Genomic DNA, 17,215 nt, shown 5'->3' with positions numbered 1-17,215 from the left:
TCGGCCTTCGGCCTTAACCCGGTACCCGGAACCCGGTACCCGGAACCCGGTAGGTGAGCGTCGAGCTTGCTCGACGCTCACCTACGGACCGCTTTTCGCGCCCTAGGCGATCTGTCTCTTCGCGTAACGTTCGCGGGCCTGGCGGGCTTCCTCGGTCAGGATCCGGAACGTGATCCGGCTCTCGAACACGAGGGCCAGTGATCCGGACATGATCGCGGCCACCCCGATGACGCAGGCGCCGATGGTGAAGCGCAGGACCCACATGCGCGTGCCCTCGTGCGCCGGCGTGACCAGCGCCGCGCCTATCAGCGCGAGCATGGTGCCGAAAGAAAAGCTGCCAACGGCAAGGTAGAACGTCGTCATCGCATGCACGATGATGCGCACGCGCTGCTCGGCCCGCTGCATCAACCACAGTTCGACCTCGGCGATCGCCTGCTCGCCGCGGGCATGATGTTCGAGTTGCGACGCGAGCTCACGGACGCGATCGACGGCGCGAGCGAGCCGGTTGGTGGTGCCCATGAGCAGCAGGCTCGACGCGTTGGTCAGCAACGCCGGCGCGGCGATGAAGGTGAGCGCCGCGAACGGGTTGACGACGCCGGCCGGCAGGGTCGTGGGATCCATCAGGTGCTCTCCTCGGCGGCCGTGGTCATGACCATCTGCACCACACCGGCTTGTCCTTCGATCGCGACGGCGCCGACGACGCCGGTGTCGGGCGTGCGCAGGTCGCGCACGAACAGCGGCGCCTCATGCCCTTCGAGCGCCACGGGTCGCCAGCCGTCGCGGTCGGCCGGCGCATCGACGCGTACCGTGAGACCGCCACGCAGTCCGTGACCGGTGGCCTTGAGCACGGCTTCCTTGCGCGTCCACCATTGATGAAACAGCAGCGACCGCTCGTCGCTGCCACAGGCTTCCAGTTCCGCGCACTCCTCGGCCGCGAAGAACCGCCGCGCGATGCCGACGAGATTGCGCCGCGTGTCCACGTGTTCGAGGTCGACGCCGATCGGGCCGTGCTCGCAGACGGCCGCGACGGCCAGGCCACCGCCGTGTGCCACGCTCACGTGCAACGGCTGCGGCCTGCCATCCCGGAAGGTCAGCAGCGGCTTCCCCGACGGCAGCGTCGCCCACCCGAAGGCGGTGAGCTCCGGCGCCAGTCCCAGGCCGTCGGCCTGCAAGCCGGCCCGCCGCGCCGCGAGAAGCCTGGCGCCGAGGTGTGCGGCCAGGAACAGCGGCCGCGCCGTCGTGTGCAGGCCGGTCCACCGCGCCAGTTCGCCAGCGTCGAGGACATGCCCGGTCCAGGGTGGTTCGCCGTCCACCCCTCGGACGAACGTGACGTCGATCAGCGGCGGCAGCGCGCGCACCCCGAAAGGGTACTATTGTCAGACCGCGGCCACGTTTCACGTTGGTGCACCGAGAGAGCCCTGGCAATGCGACCCGGGGCATGCGAGGCGCGATGTCCACCCCACGTCTGCCCTGGGACGATGACGCCCAGGCCGAAGATCTTCCATACCCAGTCACGCCGTTGCCTGAGGCGCCAGTCGCCACAGCCGCTCCGGTGCGTCGCGACGTGCCGCCGGGTGCCGTCCGCACCGCCGTGCACGGCTCTGCCGCCGCGCGCCTCGCGGCCGTTCGCCGGCATGTGCTGTCCCACTGCCGTTCCGGCGTCCGCGTCCTGGCCCCGACGCACGAGCAGGCCCACGACGTCGTACGGCACGTCCTTGCGGCCCTGCCCGCGTCGATCGGCGTCGAGCGCGCCGGCTGGGTGGGATTCAGCGTCCGTCTCGCCACGCCCGCGCTGATGGCGCGAGGCCTCACACCGGTCTCGAGTCTCGGATTCGAAGCCATCGTGGCGCGGGTCGTCTCGCGAGCGCGAGAAGAGAACGCGCTCGAGTTCTTCGGCGATGCTGCCCGGCATCCCGGCTTCGTGCCGTCGCTCGCGCGCACCATGGCCGACGTTCGCCTCGCGGGTGTGCCGGCGGCGGCGCTCGACAACGGCACGGCCAAAGGGCGCGACCTTGCCTGGCTGCTCACGACGGTCGAGCAGGCGTTGGGCGAGTTGCGTCATGCCGATCGCGCCGAGGTGCTGGCGTTGGCCGCCGCGGCGGTCCAGACCGACAACACGCCGGAACTGACCCTGCCGCTGGCCCTCGTGGATCCGCCGCTGGCCAGCCGCCGCGACGTGGCGCTCGCTTACGCGTTGGTCCGCCGGAGCGCATCGGCCCTGCTCACGGCGCCGACCGGCGATCCGTGGCTGCAGCGCCTCGTGGCCGATCTCGGACCCTGCGCAGACGACGTCGACGCCGCCGATCTCGCGGGGACGCCAGCGGCGATTCAGCGCGTGCAGGTCGGCCTCTTCGAGCCCTCCGATGTCGCTGTCGCCGGCGATGACGCGTCGGTGGTGTGCCTGTCGGCGCCAGGCGAGGGCCGCGAATGCGTGGAAGTCGCGCGTGTGGTGCTTGCGCACGCGGAGCGGGGGACGCGCTTCGATCGCATCGCCGTGGTGATGCGCGCACCGGCACTCTACGCGAGCCATCTCGAGACGGCGCTGCGGCGCGCGGACGTGCCCGTGCATTTCGGTCGCGGCACGCGTCGCCCCGATCCCGCTGGACGCGCGATGCTGGCGCTGCTTGCCTGCGCTGTGGAAGGACTGTCGGCGCGGCGCTTCTCGGAGTACCTGTCGCTCGCGCAGGTACCGGCGCTGCCGGGGACCGCGGATCGCGGATCGCGGATCGCGGATCGGGAGTCGGGAACCGGGAACCGGGAACCGGGAACCGGGGCGCTACTTCCGGACGAGGCCGAAGCATTGGGGCTGCGTCTGCCGGATATCGACTGGGCACCGGACGACGAGGCCCGATCGGCGGCGGTGCCGCAGGCCGATGCGACGATGCCACGGCGCTCGCCATGGCGTTGGGAAGCGATCCTCAACGACGCGCAGGTGATCGGCGGTGCCGACCGCTGGGCGCGGCGGCTGGCCGGGCATCGCGAGCAAGTCATGGTACGTGCCACCGCGGCGTACAACGACGACCCGAGTTCGCCACGCCACGAGGCCCTCACGCGCCAGGTGGCGTGGACGGACGAACTGATCGCGTTTGCCACCGATGTGATCGGCGAAATGGCCACCTGGCCCGTCGCCGACGATTGGGGCAGCTGGCTGGCCAGGTTGCAACGCCTCGCCCCGCGCGTGCTCGCGCGCCCGGATCGCGTCCTCGCGACCCTGAAGGAACTGCAGCCGCTCGCCGGAGTGGCCGACGTGCGACTCGACGAAGTCCGCGACGTGCTGCGGGATCGGCTCACGCACCTGCCGGTGCCGCCGCCCCCGCACCGCTACGGCAGTGTCTTTGTCGGCACGCCGGACCAGCTCCGCGGCCGAGCCTTCGACGTCGTCTGTGTACTCGGCCTCTCCGAGCGTGTGTTCCCGCAGCGCAGCCGCCAGGATCCGCTCCTGCTCGACCGCGAGCGGGCGGCGCTCTCCCCCGACCTCGTCACCGACGACGAGCGCGTCACGGCCGAGCGCCTCCAGTTGCGGCTCGCGACCGGCGCCGCGACGCAGGCCCTCGTAGCGTCGTACGCCTCGATGGACACGGCGCAGTCGCGTCCGCGGGTGCCGTCGTTCTACGCAATCGACCTGCAGCGTGCCGTGACCGGACACGTGCCCGGCTACGAAGCGCTGATCCGTGACGCCCAGCAACGTAGCGGTGCGCGGCTCGCGTGGCCCGCTCCGCAGGACCCGGCGACTGCCATCGATGCCGCCGAACACGACCTCAGCGTGCTCCAGAAGTACCTGCACGGCAACGAGGTGGACATCGCCGGGCGTGCGCGCTACCTGTTCGATCTGAATCCGGCGTTGCGTCGTTCGCTGCTGGCGCGGCACCTGCGCTTCACTCGCGCATGGACGCCGCACGACGGGCTCGTCGCGCCGCCCGAGGTGCTCGCATCGCATCGCCTCAACGCGCGGGCTTACTCGGCTTCGGCACTGCAGCGCTTTGCCACCTGCCCGTATCAGTTCTACCTCTCGACGGTGTTGCGCCTCGAGCCGCGGCAGGAGGCGATGCCGCTGACCATCCTCGACCCGCTCACGCGCGGGTCGATGGTCCACGTGATGCTCGCCGAGATCATGCGTGAGTTGATGGCCTCGGCATGGGTGCCGCTCACCGACGATCGCGTCGTCGGCGCCCACGAGGTGGCCGAGAGGATCGTGACGCGCGTCGCCGCCGACTACGAGGATCGCCTCACGCCGCCGATCCTTCGCGTTTGGCAGGACGCCGTCGCCGCCATCCGGCGTGACGTCCACGACTGGGTTCGCCGCCTCCCGGGCGACGGCACGCCGTGGACGCCGGAGGGCGTCGAGATCGGCGTCGGCTTCGCGGGTGGCTTCGGCCGTGACGAGGCGAGCCGGCGCGAAGAGGCCGTGTTGCCCGATGGCACCCGCTTGCACGGCGTCGTCGATCTGCTCGAACGCGGCGACGGCGACCAGTGGCGCATCACCGACTACAAGACCGGCAAGTACCGCCTCGCCGGCAACGTCGTCGTCAACGGCGGCCGCACGTTGCAGCCGATCCTCTACGCCATGGCCGTCGAGGCGGCATTCGGGGGCCGCGTCACCGCGTCGCGTCTTTATTACTGCACCGCCGACGGTGGTTACGAGGACCATCCGTGGGCGATCGCGGGCGCGGTTGGGGAAGAGACCCGCAAGGCCGGCCTGGAGGTGCTCGCCATCGTCGACCACGCCATCCAGGAGGGCAGGCTGCCAGCGGCTCCGGACAAGGACGCGTGCATGTGGTGCGATTTCACCGCGGTGTGCGGCCCGTCGGCGCAGCGCGTGCCCGGCCGCAAGGACCGGCGGCCGCTCGAAGAACTGACGCTGTTGCGGAGGATGAAATGAGCGCGACGCCTCGGCACCTGGTGGACGACGCGGACCGAAACCGGATCAGGCACGACCTCGACACGACGCTCGTCGTCGAGGCGGCGGCTGGCACCGGCAAGACGACTGAACTCGTGGCCCGGATGGTCAACACGCTCGCGGAAGGGCGGGCAACCATCGGCCAGATCGTCGCGGTCACCTTCACCGAGAAGGCCGCGGGCGAACTGAAGCTGCGCCTGCGCGAGGAGGTCGAGCATGCGCGGGAGCAGCGTGCCGGGGCAGCCCGCCTGCTGCTCGAAGAGGCCCTCGCGCACCTCGAGGAGGCGCACGTGAGCACGATCCATGGGTTCTGCGCGGACCTGCTGCGGGAGCGTCCGGTGGAGGCCGGCGTCGATCCGCGCTTCGAGGTGTTGCTCGAACCGGTGGCCAACCAGGTGCTCGACGGTGTCGTCGACCAGTGGTTGCAGGAAACACTCGAGGCGCCGGGCGAGGGCGTCCGTCGCGTGCTGCGTCGTGCGTACCGCGACGATGACGGCGAGGCCGGGCCGCGCGCCGCGCTCCGCAAGGCGGTGCAGTCGCTGGCGGAGTGGCGCGACTTCAACGCGCCGTGGCGCCGCGATCCGATCGATCGCCGCGTTCTCGTCGGCGCCGCCATGGATGCGATCCATGCCTTCGCGGCGCTGAGCGCGAAGGGATCGTCGAACGACAACTTCTTCGTCGATACCGCGCCCATCCGGCGCTTCAGTTGGCGGCATGGCACCGCGGTGCCGCCGGGGCCAGCCGGCGAGGATGCGCTCGACGCGCTCGAGTCGCTGGTCGGGATGCTGGCGCGCGACCGCGCGCTCACGAAATGTCGCACCGGCTATGGCAGCACGTACGCGGTGGGCGTACCGCGTGCCGAGATGAAAACGCAGCATGCGGCGCTGAAGGCACTCCTGCAGCAGACGACGGCGGCCCTCGACGCCGACCTCGCGGCCTGCCTGCAACAGGAACTGCAGCCCTGCCTGGTGCGCTACGCGGTTGTCAAGCAGGAACGCGGCGTCCTGGATTTCACCGATCTGCTGATGTGTGCGCGAGACTTGCTGCGGCGCGACGCCGAGGTCCGGGGTGACTTCCAGGTCCGCTACCAGCGGCTCTTCGTCGACGAGTTCCAGGATACCGATCCCATCCAGGCCGAGATCCTCCTGCTGCTCGCCGCCGATGATCCCGGGCACGCCGACTGGACGCAGGTGCGCCCGGTACCGGGCAAGCTCTTCATCGTCGGCGACCCCAAGCAGGCGATCTACCGGTTCCGGCGCGCGGACGTGGAGACGTACTGGCAGGTCAAGCGGCAACTCATTGCCGCGGGCGCCCAGTCGTGCCAGTTGCGGACGTGTTTTCGAAGCGTGCCGGCGCTGCAGCGAGCGATCAACCACGTCTTTGCCACGGTGATGGACGACAGCGCGGATTCGGCGCAGGCCGCCTATGTGCCGCTCGAGCCGGTGCGCAGCGACAACGACACGCAACCGGCGCTGGTCGCATTGCCCGTGCCGCGGCCGTACAAAGGCAAGTTCGTCAGCTACGAGGCCATCGACGCGTCGCTGCCGGACGCAGTCGGCGCCTTCGTCGCATGGTTGGTGCAGGAGAGCGGATGGACGGTCTCCGAGCGCGCGCCCGGCGGCGACGAGGTGCGCGTGCCGCTGCAGGCGCGGCATGTTGCCATCCTCTTTCGTCGGTTCACGAGCTGGGGGACCGACGTCACGCGGCCCTACGTCGAGGCGCTGGAATCACGGCAGGTGCCGCACCTGCTCGTCGGCGGCCGCAGCTTCCACGAGCGCGAGGAGGTCGACGCGCTGCGCGTGGCGCTCAGCGCCATCGAGTGGCCCGATGACGAGTTGTCCGTCTATGCCACGTTGCGAGGCGGATTCTTTGCCTTCCCCGATCACCTGCTGCTCGAGTATCGCAACGCGCACGGCGGCCGCCTGAATCCAATCGCCGTCGCTGCCGCCGCCGACCGCGTGCGAGACGGCGAGCCCACCGACCTGCAGGCGATTGACGACGCCCTGGGCTTGTTGCGGTCGCTGCACCGACAGCGCAACCAGGTGCCGGTGCAGGAGACGGTGCAGGCCTTGCTGCGGGCGACACGCGCGCATGCGGGCCTGGTGTTGCGTCCGGGCGGCGAGCAGGCACTCGCCAACGTGCTCCACGTGGTGGAACTCGCGCGCCAGTACGAGGCGTCCGACGGCGCGTCGTTCCGTGGCTTCGTCCAGCAGTTCCTCGACGCCACGCACGTCGAAGCCGGCGAGAGCCCGATCCTCGAAGAGGGCACCGATGGCGTTCGCCTGATGACGGTGCACAAGGCGAAGGGCCTGGAGTTCCCGGTGGTGATCCTGGCCGACATCACGTGGCGGCTGTACTCCGATCGCCCGTCGCGCGCGCTCGTGGCGTCGCGCGGGCTGTGCGTGCAGACGATTGCCGGGTGCAGCCCGCTCGAACTCGTGCAACTGCGCGACGCGGAGACCGCACGCGACCGTGCTGAAGGCCATCGGCTTGCGTACGTCGCCGCCACGCGCGCCCGGGACCTGCTGGTCGTGCCCGGCGTCGGTGACGAGCCGTACCCGCACGTCAAGCAGGGCGAGAAGTGGGTGGACGTCATGAACCGGGCCTTGTATCCAGATCGCCCCTGGTCGGCTCCCGAAGCAGCGGTGGGTAGCCCGCCGTTCGGGCGCGATACCGTGCTGGATCGGCCCGACGAGGAGTCGGCGATGCATGCGACGCCGATTCGTCCGGGGCGCTACGTGCGCGGCGATTCCCTCGCGCCCTTCGACGTCACGTGGTGGGATCCCGCGCAACTAAATCTGGGCACGGAGCCCTCGCTGGGGTCGCGGCAGAAGGCCTTGATCGACAAGAATGCGTCGGAGAGTCGCGTGCGCGAGGGCCACGAGGCCGTGGACCACTGGACGCAGTTGCACGCGGGCCGCCTGGCGGCGGGGCGCGTGCCGTCCTTGCGCGTGCAGCGCGTCACCGAGGCCGCCCGGGATCTCGATCTCGCCGGCAACGACGTCGCGGTGCTGCAGGTGCCGTCGGCGGCGCCGCGTCGTGGCGGACGCGCCTTCGGGTCGCTCGTGCACGACGTCCTCGCGGTGATCGGGCTGGACGCCACGCACGCCGACGTCGCGACGGCCACCGCCTACTCGGCGCGCGTGCTCGGCGACACCGACGTCGACCAGTCCTCGGTGATCACCGCCGTATGCGATACCCTGCAGCACCCCTTGTTGAAAGCGGCGGCGGTGGCGCACGCCCGCGGGCAGTGCCGCCGGGAAACGCCGGTGACGCTGCGACTCGAGGATGGCGCCTGGATCGAGGGCCAACTGGATCTCGCCTTCGAGGACGAAGGAGCCTGGACGGTCGTGGACTTCAAGACCGACGCCGACATGGACGCCGGCCTGGACGCCTATCGCCGGCAGGTCGCGCTCTATGCACGCGCGCTCGCGACAGCCACCGGCCAACCGGCCAGGGCGGTACTCCTGCGCATCTGACGAGGACGGAGGAAAGAGGAGGGAGGACGGAGGCAGGACGGAGGCCAAGGACGGCAAGGCACCGACGGTCAGGCTCGCGACGTCTCGACCATTTCCCCATTGCCTCATGACTTTGCCGTCGCCTCTTTCAATTCCCTCCTCCCTCCTCCCTCCTCCCTCCTCCCTCCTCCCTCCTCCTCCTCCGTCCTTCGTCCTTCGTCCTCCGTCCTCCATCCTCCGTCCTCCGTCCTTCCTCCGTCCTCTCTCCTCCGTCCTCCGTCCTCGCTTATGCCTCATCTCACCCGCTCCATCGGCGTTCGTGGCCTCACGGCAACACTGTTCAACATGACGGTCGGAGGCGGCATCTTCGCGATGCCCTCGCTGGTGGCGCAGATGGTCGGCACCTCCGCCGTCTACGCGTACCTGGCCTGCGCCATCGCGATGCTGTGCATCGTCCTGGCCTTTGCGGTGGCGGGCAGCCGCGTGCCATCGGCAGGAGGTGCGGCGGTGTATGCGGAGGCCGCATTCGGTCCGCTGGTGGGGTTCCTGACGGGCATTCTCGGCTGGCTGAGCGACACCCTTGCCGTGGCCGCCGTGATGGCAGGACTCGCAGCGGCCATAGGCGCGCTCGTGCCGCCGCTGGGAGGCGTTGTGGCACGCACCGCGTTGGTGGCAGCGATCCTCGGCACGTTCGCGTGGATCAACGTCCGCGGGGTTCGACACGGGACGCGGGTGGCCGAAGTGATGACCATCGCCAAGCTCCTGCCGCTGCTGGTCCTGGTGGGCGCAGCGGCGTTCGCGGGCGGCGGCGGGATGTGGCGGATAGGGCCGCTCCCGGATATCGGCACGATCGGCCGCGCCAGCCTGGTGCTGATCTTCGCCTTTTCCGGGCCCGAGAGCGTGATGGCCCTCGGCGGGGAAGTGCTGCGTCCGACGCGGACGATTCCGATGGCGCTGGTCGCGGCGCTCGCGCTCGTCACCAGCCTCTACATCTCGGTGCAACTGGCCGCGGCCGTTGGTCTCGGGCAGGCGCTGGCCGCCACGCCGAACGCCACGCTGGCCATCGCGGCCGGCAACCTGCTCGGTCCGAAGGGGCAGTTTCTCCTGGCGATTGGCACGGTGGTGTCGATGACGGGCTTTGCAAGCGTCGCCGTGATGACCACGCCACGTCTCGTCTACGCCATTGCGTGCCGGGGATTGCTGCCGCCATGGCTCGCCCGGGTACACCCCGTGCGTCGCACGCCGGCTGCCGCGATCATCGCGCACACCACGATCTCGTTCCTGCTCTCGTCGTCGGGCACATTTGCGGCACTCGCGGTGCTCGCGAGCGTCTCGGTGGTCGCGGTGTATTTGATGGCCTGCGTGTCAGCCCTGCAGTTGCAGCGACGCGGCATCACCGTGAGCGCCGCGACTTCCAGCACCGCCACGCCGGAGCGGCCGCCCATGCACGTGCCCGCGCCGGTGCTCGGCGCCGGCGCAGTGTTCTGCATCGTCCTGTTGGCACAGGCGACGCGCTTCGAGCTGCTCATGATCGCGGCGCTGCTGGCGGCAGCCACCGTGTGGTACCTGATCCATCTCGCCCTTGGCCGGATCTCGCCAGCTGCCGAGATGGCGTATTGAGCCGATGGCCGGCGTTGCCGCAGCATGGGCTTGCCGTGACGGCCGTAGCGTATTCATCCCCTGCCGAGCTGGCGGTCTGAAGACTTTTCCGGGATGAGCGCCCGGTTGACGTGGATCGCATCTTGCTGCCGAGCCGGGTGTGGAAAGCGCCGACCTGCACTCCATCCCCGACTCGCCCGGCATGCCCGACGTCGCGGACGTTCGCCCTGGCGGCAGCGCCGACCTTGCCCGCGACGAGGTCCTGCCGACGCTCTCGATCCCGACGAGCGTGCGCAGCGTGGCGCTGACCGTACTGACGGTCATCGCGGTTACCTGGGCGCTCTACGCCGCGCAGACGCTCTTCATCCCGTTGCTGGTCGGTATCGTCATCAGCCTGGTGCTCTCGCCTGTCGTCGAGGTCCTGCACCGTGCACACGTGCCGCGGCCAGCTGGCGCGACGGTCGTGATCGCGCTGCTCATCGCCGCGATTGGTGGCATCGGCTCCCAGCTCTCCGCGCCGGCGGCCGACCTTGCAGACGATTTGCCGCGGGTGGCACGGCAGGTCCGGCAGGCCCTGATGCGGACGACCGTAGTTCGCGAGAGCCCGATCACGAACCTGCAGGAGGCTGCGGAAGAACTGACGACCGCGGCCTCGGCCGCGCCGCGTGATCGTAGCGGCGCACAGCCGGTGCGCATGGTCGAGCCGCCGACGCCGCTGCGCTACTACGTGATCACCGGCACGGGCATGGCGGCTCAGGTCCTGCTCGTCCTGTTCCTGGTGTTCTTCCTGCTGTCGGCCGGGGATCTCTACAAGCGCAAGTTCGTGAAGCTCGCCGGTCCGTCACTGTCGCGCAAGAAGATCACCGTCCAGATCATCGACGAGGTCCGGGAGCAGATCGGCGTCTACCTGCGCACGCTCGTCCTGGTCAGCGCGATCGTCGGCATCGTGACGTGGCTCGCGTACCTGGCCGTCGGGATGCCCAACGCCACCGTCTGGGGCCTGCTCGCGGCGGTCGCCAACGTCGTGCCCTATATCGGCCCGACGCTGGTCTCCGGCGCGGCGTCGGTGATGGCCTTCTCCCAATTCGGTACGGTGGGCCAGGCCCTGCTCGTGGGTGGCATCCAGATCGTCATCACGTCGCTCGAGGGCTTCGTGCTCACACCGCATCTGATGAGCCGATCGGCGCGGATGAATCCGGTGGCGATGTTCGTGGGCCTGCTGTTCTGGGGCTGGCTGTGGGGCGCCTGGGGCGTCGTCCTCGGCGTGCCCCTGCTGATGGCCATCAAGGTGATCGCCGACCGGGTGGAAGACCTGCAGGGGGTCGGAGAGCTGCTCGGCGACTGATCGCGCGTCCTGCCGATCAGGGAGTCGCCGGCCGTTCGTCGAGGGCTCGACCCACCACCTGCACGACCTGGTCCGGGGTGAAGGGCTTCTGGATCACGGCGGCGGCGCCCATCGCGCGCGCCACCTCGAGGAAGCCGCCGTCGAACGCACCCGACATCGCCACGACCGGGATGTCCGGGCATTGCTGCCGCATGCGGCGGATGGTCTCGAGGCCTTCGTGATCCGGCATCACGAGGTCGGTCAGGAGCAGATCGACACGGCCCTTTTCGCAGAGCCGCAGCGCTTCCAGGCCATTGGTCGCCTGAAGCACCTCGTAGCCGGCGCCGCGCAGGGTCGCGACCAGGAGCAGGCGCAGTCCGGGTTCGTCGTCGGCCACCACCACGCGCCGCGGTCCGGCGGCGGCCGTTGGGTGGGAATCGACAGGCTCGGTGCTCGACATCTGAACTCCAAGCGCGGCACGCGCTGCCAGCACGTCGCGCACGCGGGCCAGCAGCTCGGCCGGCGTGAACGGCTTCGCGAGGAAATGCAATCCCGACTCCAGCGCGCCGTCCTGCACGATGGTGGTCTCGGTGTAGCCACTCATGAACAGGACGGCGATGTCCGGCACGCGCTGCTGCAGGGCGGTGGCGACGTCGCGGCCACTCATGCGGGGCATGATCACGTCGGTCAGCAGCAGGTCGACGCCGCCGCCGCGACTCTCGACGAGCGCGATGGCGTCCGTGCCCCGGTCGGCCACGAGCACGTGATACCCGTGCGCACGCAGGACATCGGCAGCGAGTCGGCGGAGCGCCTCGTGGTCTTCCACCACCAGCACGGTCTCGTGCCCACGCAATCCCGAGACGTCCGCGGCGGGCGCCGCGGCCTCCGCATGGGCCGGTGCATGGGCCAGCGGCAGGTACACCGTGAAGGTCGATCCCCCGCCAGGCGTCGTCTGGACGACGATGTTGCCGCCGCTTTGCTTGATGATGCCGTAGACGACGGGCAGGCCAAGGCCTGACCCGCGCCCCTTCGCCTTGGTCGTGAAGAACGGCTCGAAGATGCGGCCGCGCGTCTCCTCGTCCATGCCGATGCCGCTGTCGGAGACCGACACGGTGACGTACAGGCCCGCCGCCACGCCGTGCCGCTCCCCGGCCTCTTCGTCGACGAGCGCTTCACTGGCCTCCACCGACAAGGCGCCGCCGCCGGGCATCGCATCCGAGCCGTTGATCGCGAGGTTCAACAGCACCTGTTCGAGTTGACCCGGATCGACCATGACCGGCGGCAGTGCCGCCGGCAACGACGTCCGGACCTCGATATCGTCGCGCAACAACCGGCGCAGCATCGGCCGCAGGTTGTCGATGACGGCGCCGACGTCGAGCGGACGTGGCTGCAGCACCTGGCGACGGCTGAAGGCCAGCAACTGCTGCGTCAGCGATGCCGCGCGCTCGCCGGCCTGGAGGATGTGGCCGGCATCGACGCGCAGCGGGTCCGCCTCGTGGAGCCGCGAGACGAGCAGCTGCGCATACCCGTTGATCACCGTGAGCAGATTGTTGAAGTCGTGCGCGACGCCCCCGGCGAGCTGGCCGATGGCTTCCATCTTCTGCGCCTGGACCAGTTGCTCCTCGAGCTGCTTCTCGGCGCTGATGTCGTGCGCGAGCACGAGCCTGGCGCGGCGGCCCTCGAACAACGTCGGGTAGGACGAGATGCGCACGAAGAGGACCGTGCCGTCCTTGCGGAGGTGCCGCCATGGCCCCGTCCGGGCCATCCCCTCGGGCGCGCGCTGTGCCATCTCCCGCACGTGATCGGCTTCTTCCGGCGGCCGGATGTCGAGGATCGTGGACGCCAGGAACTCGTCGCGCGAGTAGCCGTACATCGATTCGCTGGCCGCGTTGACGTCGAGGAACGCAAGGGTTTCGCGGTCGTAGACCCACATCGGCTGCGGGTTGTTGCGGAACAGCAGGCGGTAGCGCTGCTCGCTCTCCTTCAGTTCCTCGATCCTTCGACGCAGTTCGAGCTGGTCGACCACGAGCGCGGCGAGGTCGCGCAACTGCTGTTGCTGGAAGGGCGTCAGGCCGGCCTGGCGCTCCTCGCGATCGATGACGCACAGCGTGCCGAGCCGATGTCCGTCGGGCGTCGTCAGCGGCGCGGCGGCATAGAACCGGATGCCCGGAGCGCCGGTGACGAGCGGGTTGTCGACGAATCGCTCGTCAGCGGTGGCGTCGGGGACGACGAGCACCTCATCGCTCAGGATGGCGTGCGCACAGAAGGCGAGGTCGCGCGGTGTCGACGTCATGTCGAGGCCGACCGCCGACTTGAACCACTGCCGCGACTCGTCGATCAGCGAGATCAGCGCGATCGGCGTGCCGAGAATCGACGAGGCCAGCCGCGTCAGGCGGTCGAACGGCTCCTCTGGTGCGGTATCGAGGACCGCGTAGCGGCGAAGTGCCTCGAGCCGTGCCTGTTCGTTCTCGGGAGTCGGTGGTCGCAGCACGAGGGGCCTCAGCGGCGCCCGCCGCGCAGTTCTTCGTCGATGATCGACTCGAAGGCCTCGATCGGTTGTGCACCGCGGACTTCACGCCCGTTCACGAAGAAGCCCGGCGTGCTGTTCAGGCCGAGCGCCTCACCCTGCGCGATGTCGCGCTGGATCGCCGCCTTCGTCTCCGGACTGGCGAGGCACGCGCCGAACGCCGCGGCATCGAGGCCAGCCGTCGTGGCATAGCGCGTCAAGGTCGCGTCGCTGGCGTCAGTGCCGGCGTCGGCGTAGACGGCATCGTGGAAGCCCCAGAACTTGTCCTGCTTCGCGGCACACCACGACGCCTCGGACACGCGGCGAGCCTGCGGGTGCAGCCCGTCGAGCGGCAGGTGCTTGTACACCAGGCGCACCTTGCCCGGGTACTTCTGGAGCAGGCTCGCGAGCGTCGGCTGGACGCGGCGACAGAAGGGACAGTGGAAGTCCGAGTACTCGACGATGGTGACTGGGGCGGTCGTCGTGCCCCGAACCGGCGCGCCCACGATGTCGACCGTGGCGCGGAATGGCACCGGCGGCTCGAGTCGCATGTCGATCTTCGCCGAAGCGCGCAAGCCGTCGACGAGCGCGGTGCGGCGCGCGTCGGTCTTCTGCTGCTGCAGGAATTCGCGAATCTGCGGGCGGAGTTGTGTCACGTCGCCGCGGATGCGAGCACGATTGGTCTCGATGAAGGCGTCGACCTCGGGTTCGGTGACGTCGCCGGCCTTGGCGGTGATCTCGGACTGCTCCAGTGCCTCGACCGACTGGCCGCGGCGGGCAGCTTCGGATTCGAGGAGACGCCGGGCGACGAGCTCGTCGACCTGCTGCTTGCGGAGCTGATAGAGCTGCTCCTCGAGTCGCGCGATCTCGAGTCCGGCCGCTTTGCGGACGTCATCTTCGGTGATGGGGGAGCCGTTCACGGTCGCGAGCACGGGCGGCGTGCCGGCTGCGGGCGCTGCCGGAGGCGGAGGAGTCTGCGCCTCCGACGCGGGTGTGCCCGAGCATCCCCCGACCAGGACCATGGCCATCAACAGCGAACTGAAACGCATGCCTACGTCTTCCTTCGTCCGGCGCGGCTCAGGGCCGCACCCGGCTGATCTCGTACCCGCGAGCCTGCAGCAGCTGCGGGAGGTTGTCGCTGCCCACCAGGTGCAGCGCGCCGACGGCCACAAAGAGCGTCTCGCCCGGCGCATCGCGGCGCAAGTCGTCGATCCGGTCTGCCATGCGGTGATTGCGCTTGACGAGCACTTCGGCCTCGAACTTCCGCGCCAGCGCGTCGTTGCGGCTGCCCTGCGAAAGGGCCGCGGCCAGCTTGTCACCATTTCCTTCGAGGTACCACTCCACCAGCTGCTTGCCGGTCGGGCCAGCCGGAGCCTCGAAGTCGCGCAGCGCTTCGTCGAGCAGGGTGGCCTGTTCCTCCGGGCTGAAGGCGTCGAACGTGCCGGCCTGTTCGGCCACGGTTTCGAGCCCGCCGACCTTCTTGCCGGCGGCGACGGCCTCGCCATACAGCTTCACATCGAGCGGCGTGCGGCCTGCCAACAGGTCCGGGAGGTATTCGAGGGTGGCGAGCTGCGACAAGGCCGCCCACGGTTTCAAGCGGTCGAGCATGCCGGCCACGAGCGGCGCCATTTCAGGAGCGATCGGCGTCAGTGCGGCCCGGACACGTGCTTCGAGACGCGCAAACATCGCTTCGCCAACGATCGCGCGAAGCCGCTGTCCATCCGGCAGCACCAGCGCCGCGGCCAGTTCGGCCTGCTGGGCTCCGTCCAGCGGAATCTCGGTCACCACCCGGTCGGCGCGGTCGAACGCGACGCGAACCGGCGGCGAGAGCGCGAGGACCCGCGGGTCCGGGACGTGGATGGTGCCGAACAGGGAGACCTGGTGCGCACCGAGCAGGCCCTGCCACAGCAGCGGCGCGGCCGCCGGCGTTCGCGCCGCGGGCTCGCTGCGCGCAGCCACGACCAGCGCCAGCACCGCCACGAGCACCAATCCCGCCGATCCTCGCCTGATCATGGATTGGTCATCCTGACACAGGTTCCATCGTCCCGGCGGCGACCCGCGCCGCCGCCGCTCGCCCGGCGACCGTGCCGCTCGCCCAGGCCCATTGGAAGTTGAATCCGCCGATCCGGCCGTCCACGTCGCACAGCTCTCCGCACACGAAGAGACCGGGGCGATTCCGCGCTTCGAGGCCCGCCGTCAGGGCTGACAGGGGGACGCCCCCGGCCGTCACCTCGGCCACCTCGAATCCGCGGGTGCCGACGACGGGAAGCCGCCAGGCGGTGCAGACAGCGACGAGGCGTTTGCGAGCGTCGCGCGTCAACGTCGCACCGGGCTCGTCAGGGTCCACGCCGGCAAGGGCGCACAGGGCGTCGGCCAGGCGGTCGGGCAGTGGCGGCGCGAGGGCGCGCCGAATCGGCCGGGCTCCATGGTTCTGGAATCGGCGATCGAGGTCCTCGGCGACAACGTCGGGCAGCCAGTTCACCAGCACGCCCGACTGGGCGTCGTCGTCCATGGCGGCTTGCCAGTGCCGGCTGACGTCGAGGACCGCCGGTCCAGAGACGCCTTGATGGGTGCAGAGCAGGGCGCCGGTCACGGAGGCGAGGTGCCGCCCCGAACTTGAGACGACGATCAGGCGCACGTCGGTGGCGAGCCCGGAGAGCGCCCGGACGAGGTGGCCGTCGGGAAGCCGCAGCGGCACCAGTGCCGGGAAGATGCGGGGAGTGAGCGGCAAACCGAGGTTGCTGACCATGGCGTAGCCGGAGCCGTCGGACCCGGTTTTCGGAACGCTCCTGCCGCCGGGCGCGAGGATCACCGCGCTCGCGCCAAGGCCGGCAGGTCCTCCCGTGACCGTCCCGGTCGCCGCAGCCGGCGCTTCGCGACCCTTCGGCCCGTCCACCTCGAATCCACCGACGTCGTCAGGCCGGATTGCCGTGACCTTGTAGGGGTGGAGGAGCTCGACACCGGCGCGCCGGGCCGCGCCGAGCAGCGCCTGGAGCACGTCCTGGGCGCGGTCGGACACCGGAAAGAGCTTCCCCGTCGACTCCCTTTTCAGGGGCACACCCTCGGCCTCGAAGAAGCGCCGCGCGGCTTCGACGTCGAAGGCACGGAGCACCCGCCGGATGGCGGCCGGGGTGGAGCCGTGGAAGTCCCGTTCGGTCACCACGTGGTGCGTCACGTTGCACCGTCCGCCGCCCGCGATCAGGATTTTGGCGCCGAGCCGGGGTGCGCCATCGACGGCCACGACGCGGACCTGCGGTGCGGCGCGGGCCGCCGTGATGGCGGCCATCAGGCCCGCGGCGCCCGCGCCGATCACGACGATCGCGTCTTTTTTCATCCTTAACAATCTTTTTGCTGCCACTTAACCACGGACTGGCACAAGGGATCGTCCAATGGTTTGGAGCCCAAGGGAAGGGGCTGTCACCTCAAGGGGA

General features: G+C 69.9%; 10 protein-coding genes. 4 read left to right on the top strand and 6 right to left on the bottom strand.

Translation table 11 applies throughout. The annotated features are described in order from the left end of the window. Positions 1-102 precede the first annotated feature (102 nt). Both LuPra_RS28085 and LuPra_RS28080 read right to left on the bottom strand, forming a co-directional pair. The gene (locus LuPra_RS28085; RefSeq protein ID WP_110173837.1) at positions 103-621 is read right to left on the bottom strand and encodes a DUF2721 domain-containing protein; all 519 of its coding nucleotides are present in this window, start codon (positions 619-621) and stop codon (positions 103-105) included. Further along, positions 621-1,358, bottom strand: coding sequence for a 4'-phosphopantetheinyl transferase family protein (locus LuPra_RS28080; RefSeq protein ID WP_110173836.1), 738 nt, complete (start codon positions 1,356-1,358; stop codon positions 621-623). Before LuPra_RS28080 ends, LuPra_RS28085 begins: the two co-directional genes overlap by 1 nt. Before the next feature lie 92 nt (positions 1,359-1,450). Between LuPra_RS28080 and LuPra_RS28075 the strand changes: the two genes are divergently transcribed. The 4 genes from LuPra_RS28075 to LuPra_RS28060 all read left to right on the top strand — a co-directional run bounded on the left by LuPra_RS28075 (position 1,451) and on the right by LuPra_RS28060 (position 11,299). Continuing rightward, complete coding sequence (locus LuPra_RS28075) at positions 1,451-4,879, top strand: PD-(D/E)XK nuclease family protein (RefSeq protein ID WP_157899784.1); 3,429 nt, start codon at positions 1,451-1,453, stop codon at positions 4,877-4,879. Beyond that, positions 4,876-8,376 (top strand): UvrD-helicase domain-containing protein, encoded by a 3,501-nt coding sequence (locus LuPra_RS28070; RefSeq protein ID WP_110173834.1) that lies wholly within the window; start codon positions 4,876-4,878, stop codon positions 8,374-8,376. Before LuPra_RS28075 ends, LuPra_RS28070 begins: the two co-directional genes overlap by 4 nt. A 267-nt stretch (positions 8,377-8,643) precedes the next feature. Then, the gene (locus tag LuPra_RS28065) at positions 8,644-9,975 is read left to right on the top strand and encodes an APC family permease (protein ID WP_110173833.1); all 1,332 of its coding nucleotides are present in this window, start codon (positions 8,644-8,646) and stop codon (positions 9,973-9,975) included. A gap of 139 nt (positions 9,976-10,114) precedes the next feature. Beyond that, positions 10,115-11,299: an AI-2E family transporter gene (locus LuPra_RS28060; protein WP_110173832.1), complete on the top strand. Its 1,185-nt coding sequence runs from the start codon at positions 10,115-10,117 to the stop codon at positions 11,297-11,299. A gap of 16 nt (positions 11,300-11,315) precedes the next feature. Here LuPra_RS28060 and LuPra_RS28055 read toward each other — a convergent pair whose 3' ends face one another. From LuPra_RS28055 to LuPra_RS28040, 4 genes are read right to left on the bottom strand one after another with little or no spacing between them, the layout of a single operon-like run. Continuing rightward, entirely contained in the window at positions 11,316-13,769 is a 2,454-nt protein-coding gene (locus LuPra_RS28055) for a hybrid sensor histidine kinase/response regulator (protein WP_110173831.1), read from the bottom strand. An 8-nt stretch (positions 13,770-13,777) separates the two neighbouring features. Beyond that, positions 13,778-14,833 (bottom strand): thioredoxin domain-containing protein, encoded by a 1,056-nt coding sequence (locus LuPra_RS28050; RefSeq protein WP_157899783.1) that lies wholly within the window; start codon positions 14,831-14,833, stop codon positions 13,778-13,780. Positions 14,834-14,861: 28 nt separating this feature from the next. Next, positions 14,862-15,797 carry a TraB/GumN family protein gene (locus LuPra_RS28045; RefSeq protein ID WP_110173829.1) on the bottom strand — a complete coding sequence of 312 codons (936 nt, stop codon included), beginning with the start codon at positions 15,795-15,797 and terminating at the stop codon, positions 14,862-14,864. A gap of 7 nt (positions 15,798-15,804) precedes the next feature. Next, positions 15,805-17,118 (bottom strand): BaiN/RdsA family NAD(P)/FAD-dependent oxidoreductase, encoded by a 1,314-nt coding sequence (locus tag LuPra_RS28040; RefSeq protein WP_110173828.1) that lies wholly within the window; start codon positions 17,116-17,118, stop codon positions 15,805-15,807. Positions 17,119-17,215 lie beyond the last annotated feature (97 nt).

Source organism: Luteitalea pratensis (assembly GCF_001618865.1).
Classification (GTDB): domain Bacteria; phylum Acidobacteriota; class Vicinamibacteria; order Vicinamibacterales; family Vicinamibacteraceae; genus Luteitalea; species Luteitalea pratensis.
The sequence above is the reverse complement of the archived record's forward strand: the minus strand, read 5'-3'. Positions and strand labels throughout refer to the sequence as shown.

Excerpts from the sequence above, each read along its gene's own strand:
- LuPra_RS28085 (WP_110173837.1), bottom strand. The coding sequence starts at position 621 with ATGGATCCCACGACCCTGCCGGCCGGCGTCGTCAACCCGTTCGCGGCG.
- LuPra_RS28075 (WP_157899784.1), top strand. The coding sequence starts at position 1,451 with ATGTCCACCCCACGTCTGCCCTGGGACGATGACGCCCAGGCCGAAGAT.
- LuPra_RS28070 (WP_110173834.1), top strand. The coding sequence starts at position 4,876 with ATGAGCGCGACGCCTCGGCACCTGGTGGACGACGCGGACCGAAACCGG.
- LuPra_RS28065 (WP_110173833.1), top strand. The coding sequence starts at position 8,644 with ATGCCTCATCTCACCCGCTCCATCGGCGTTCGTGGCCTCACGGCAACA.
- LuPra_RS28050 (WP_157899783.1), bottom strand. The coding sequence starts at position 14,833 with ATGCGTTTCAGTTCGCTGTTGATGGCCATGGTCCTGGTCGGGGGATGC.
- LuPra_RS28045 (WP_110173829.1), bottom strand. The coding sequence starts at position 15,797 with ATGATCAGGCGAGGATCGGCGGGATTGGTGCTCGTGGCGGTGCTGGCG.
- LuPra_RS28040 (WP_110173828.1), bottom strand. The coding sequence starts at position 17,118 with ATGAAAAAAGACGCGATCGTCGTGATCGGCGCGGGCGCCGCGGGCCTG.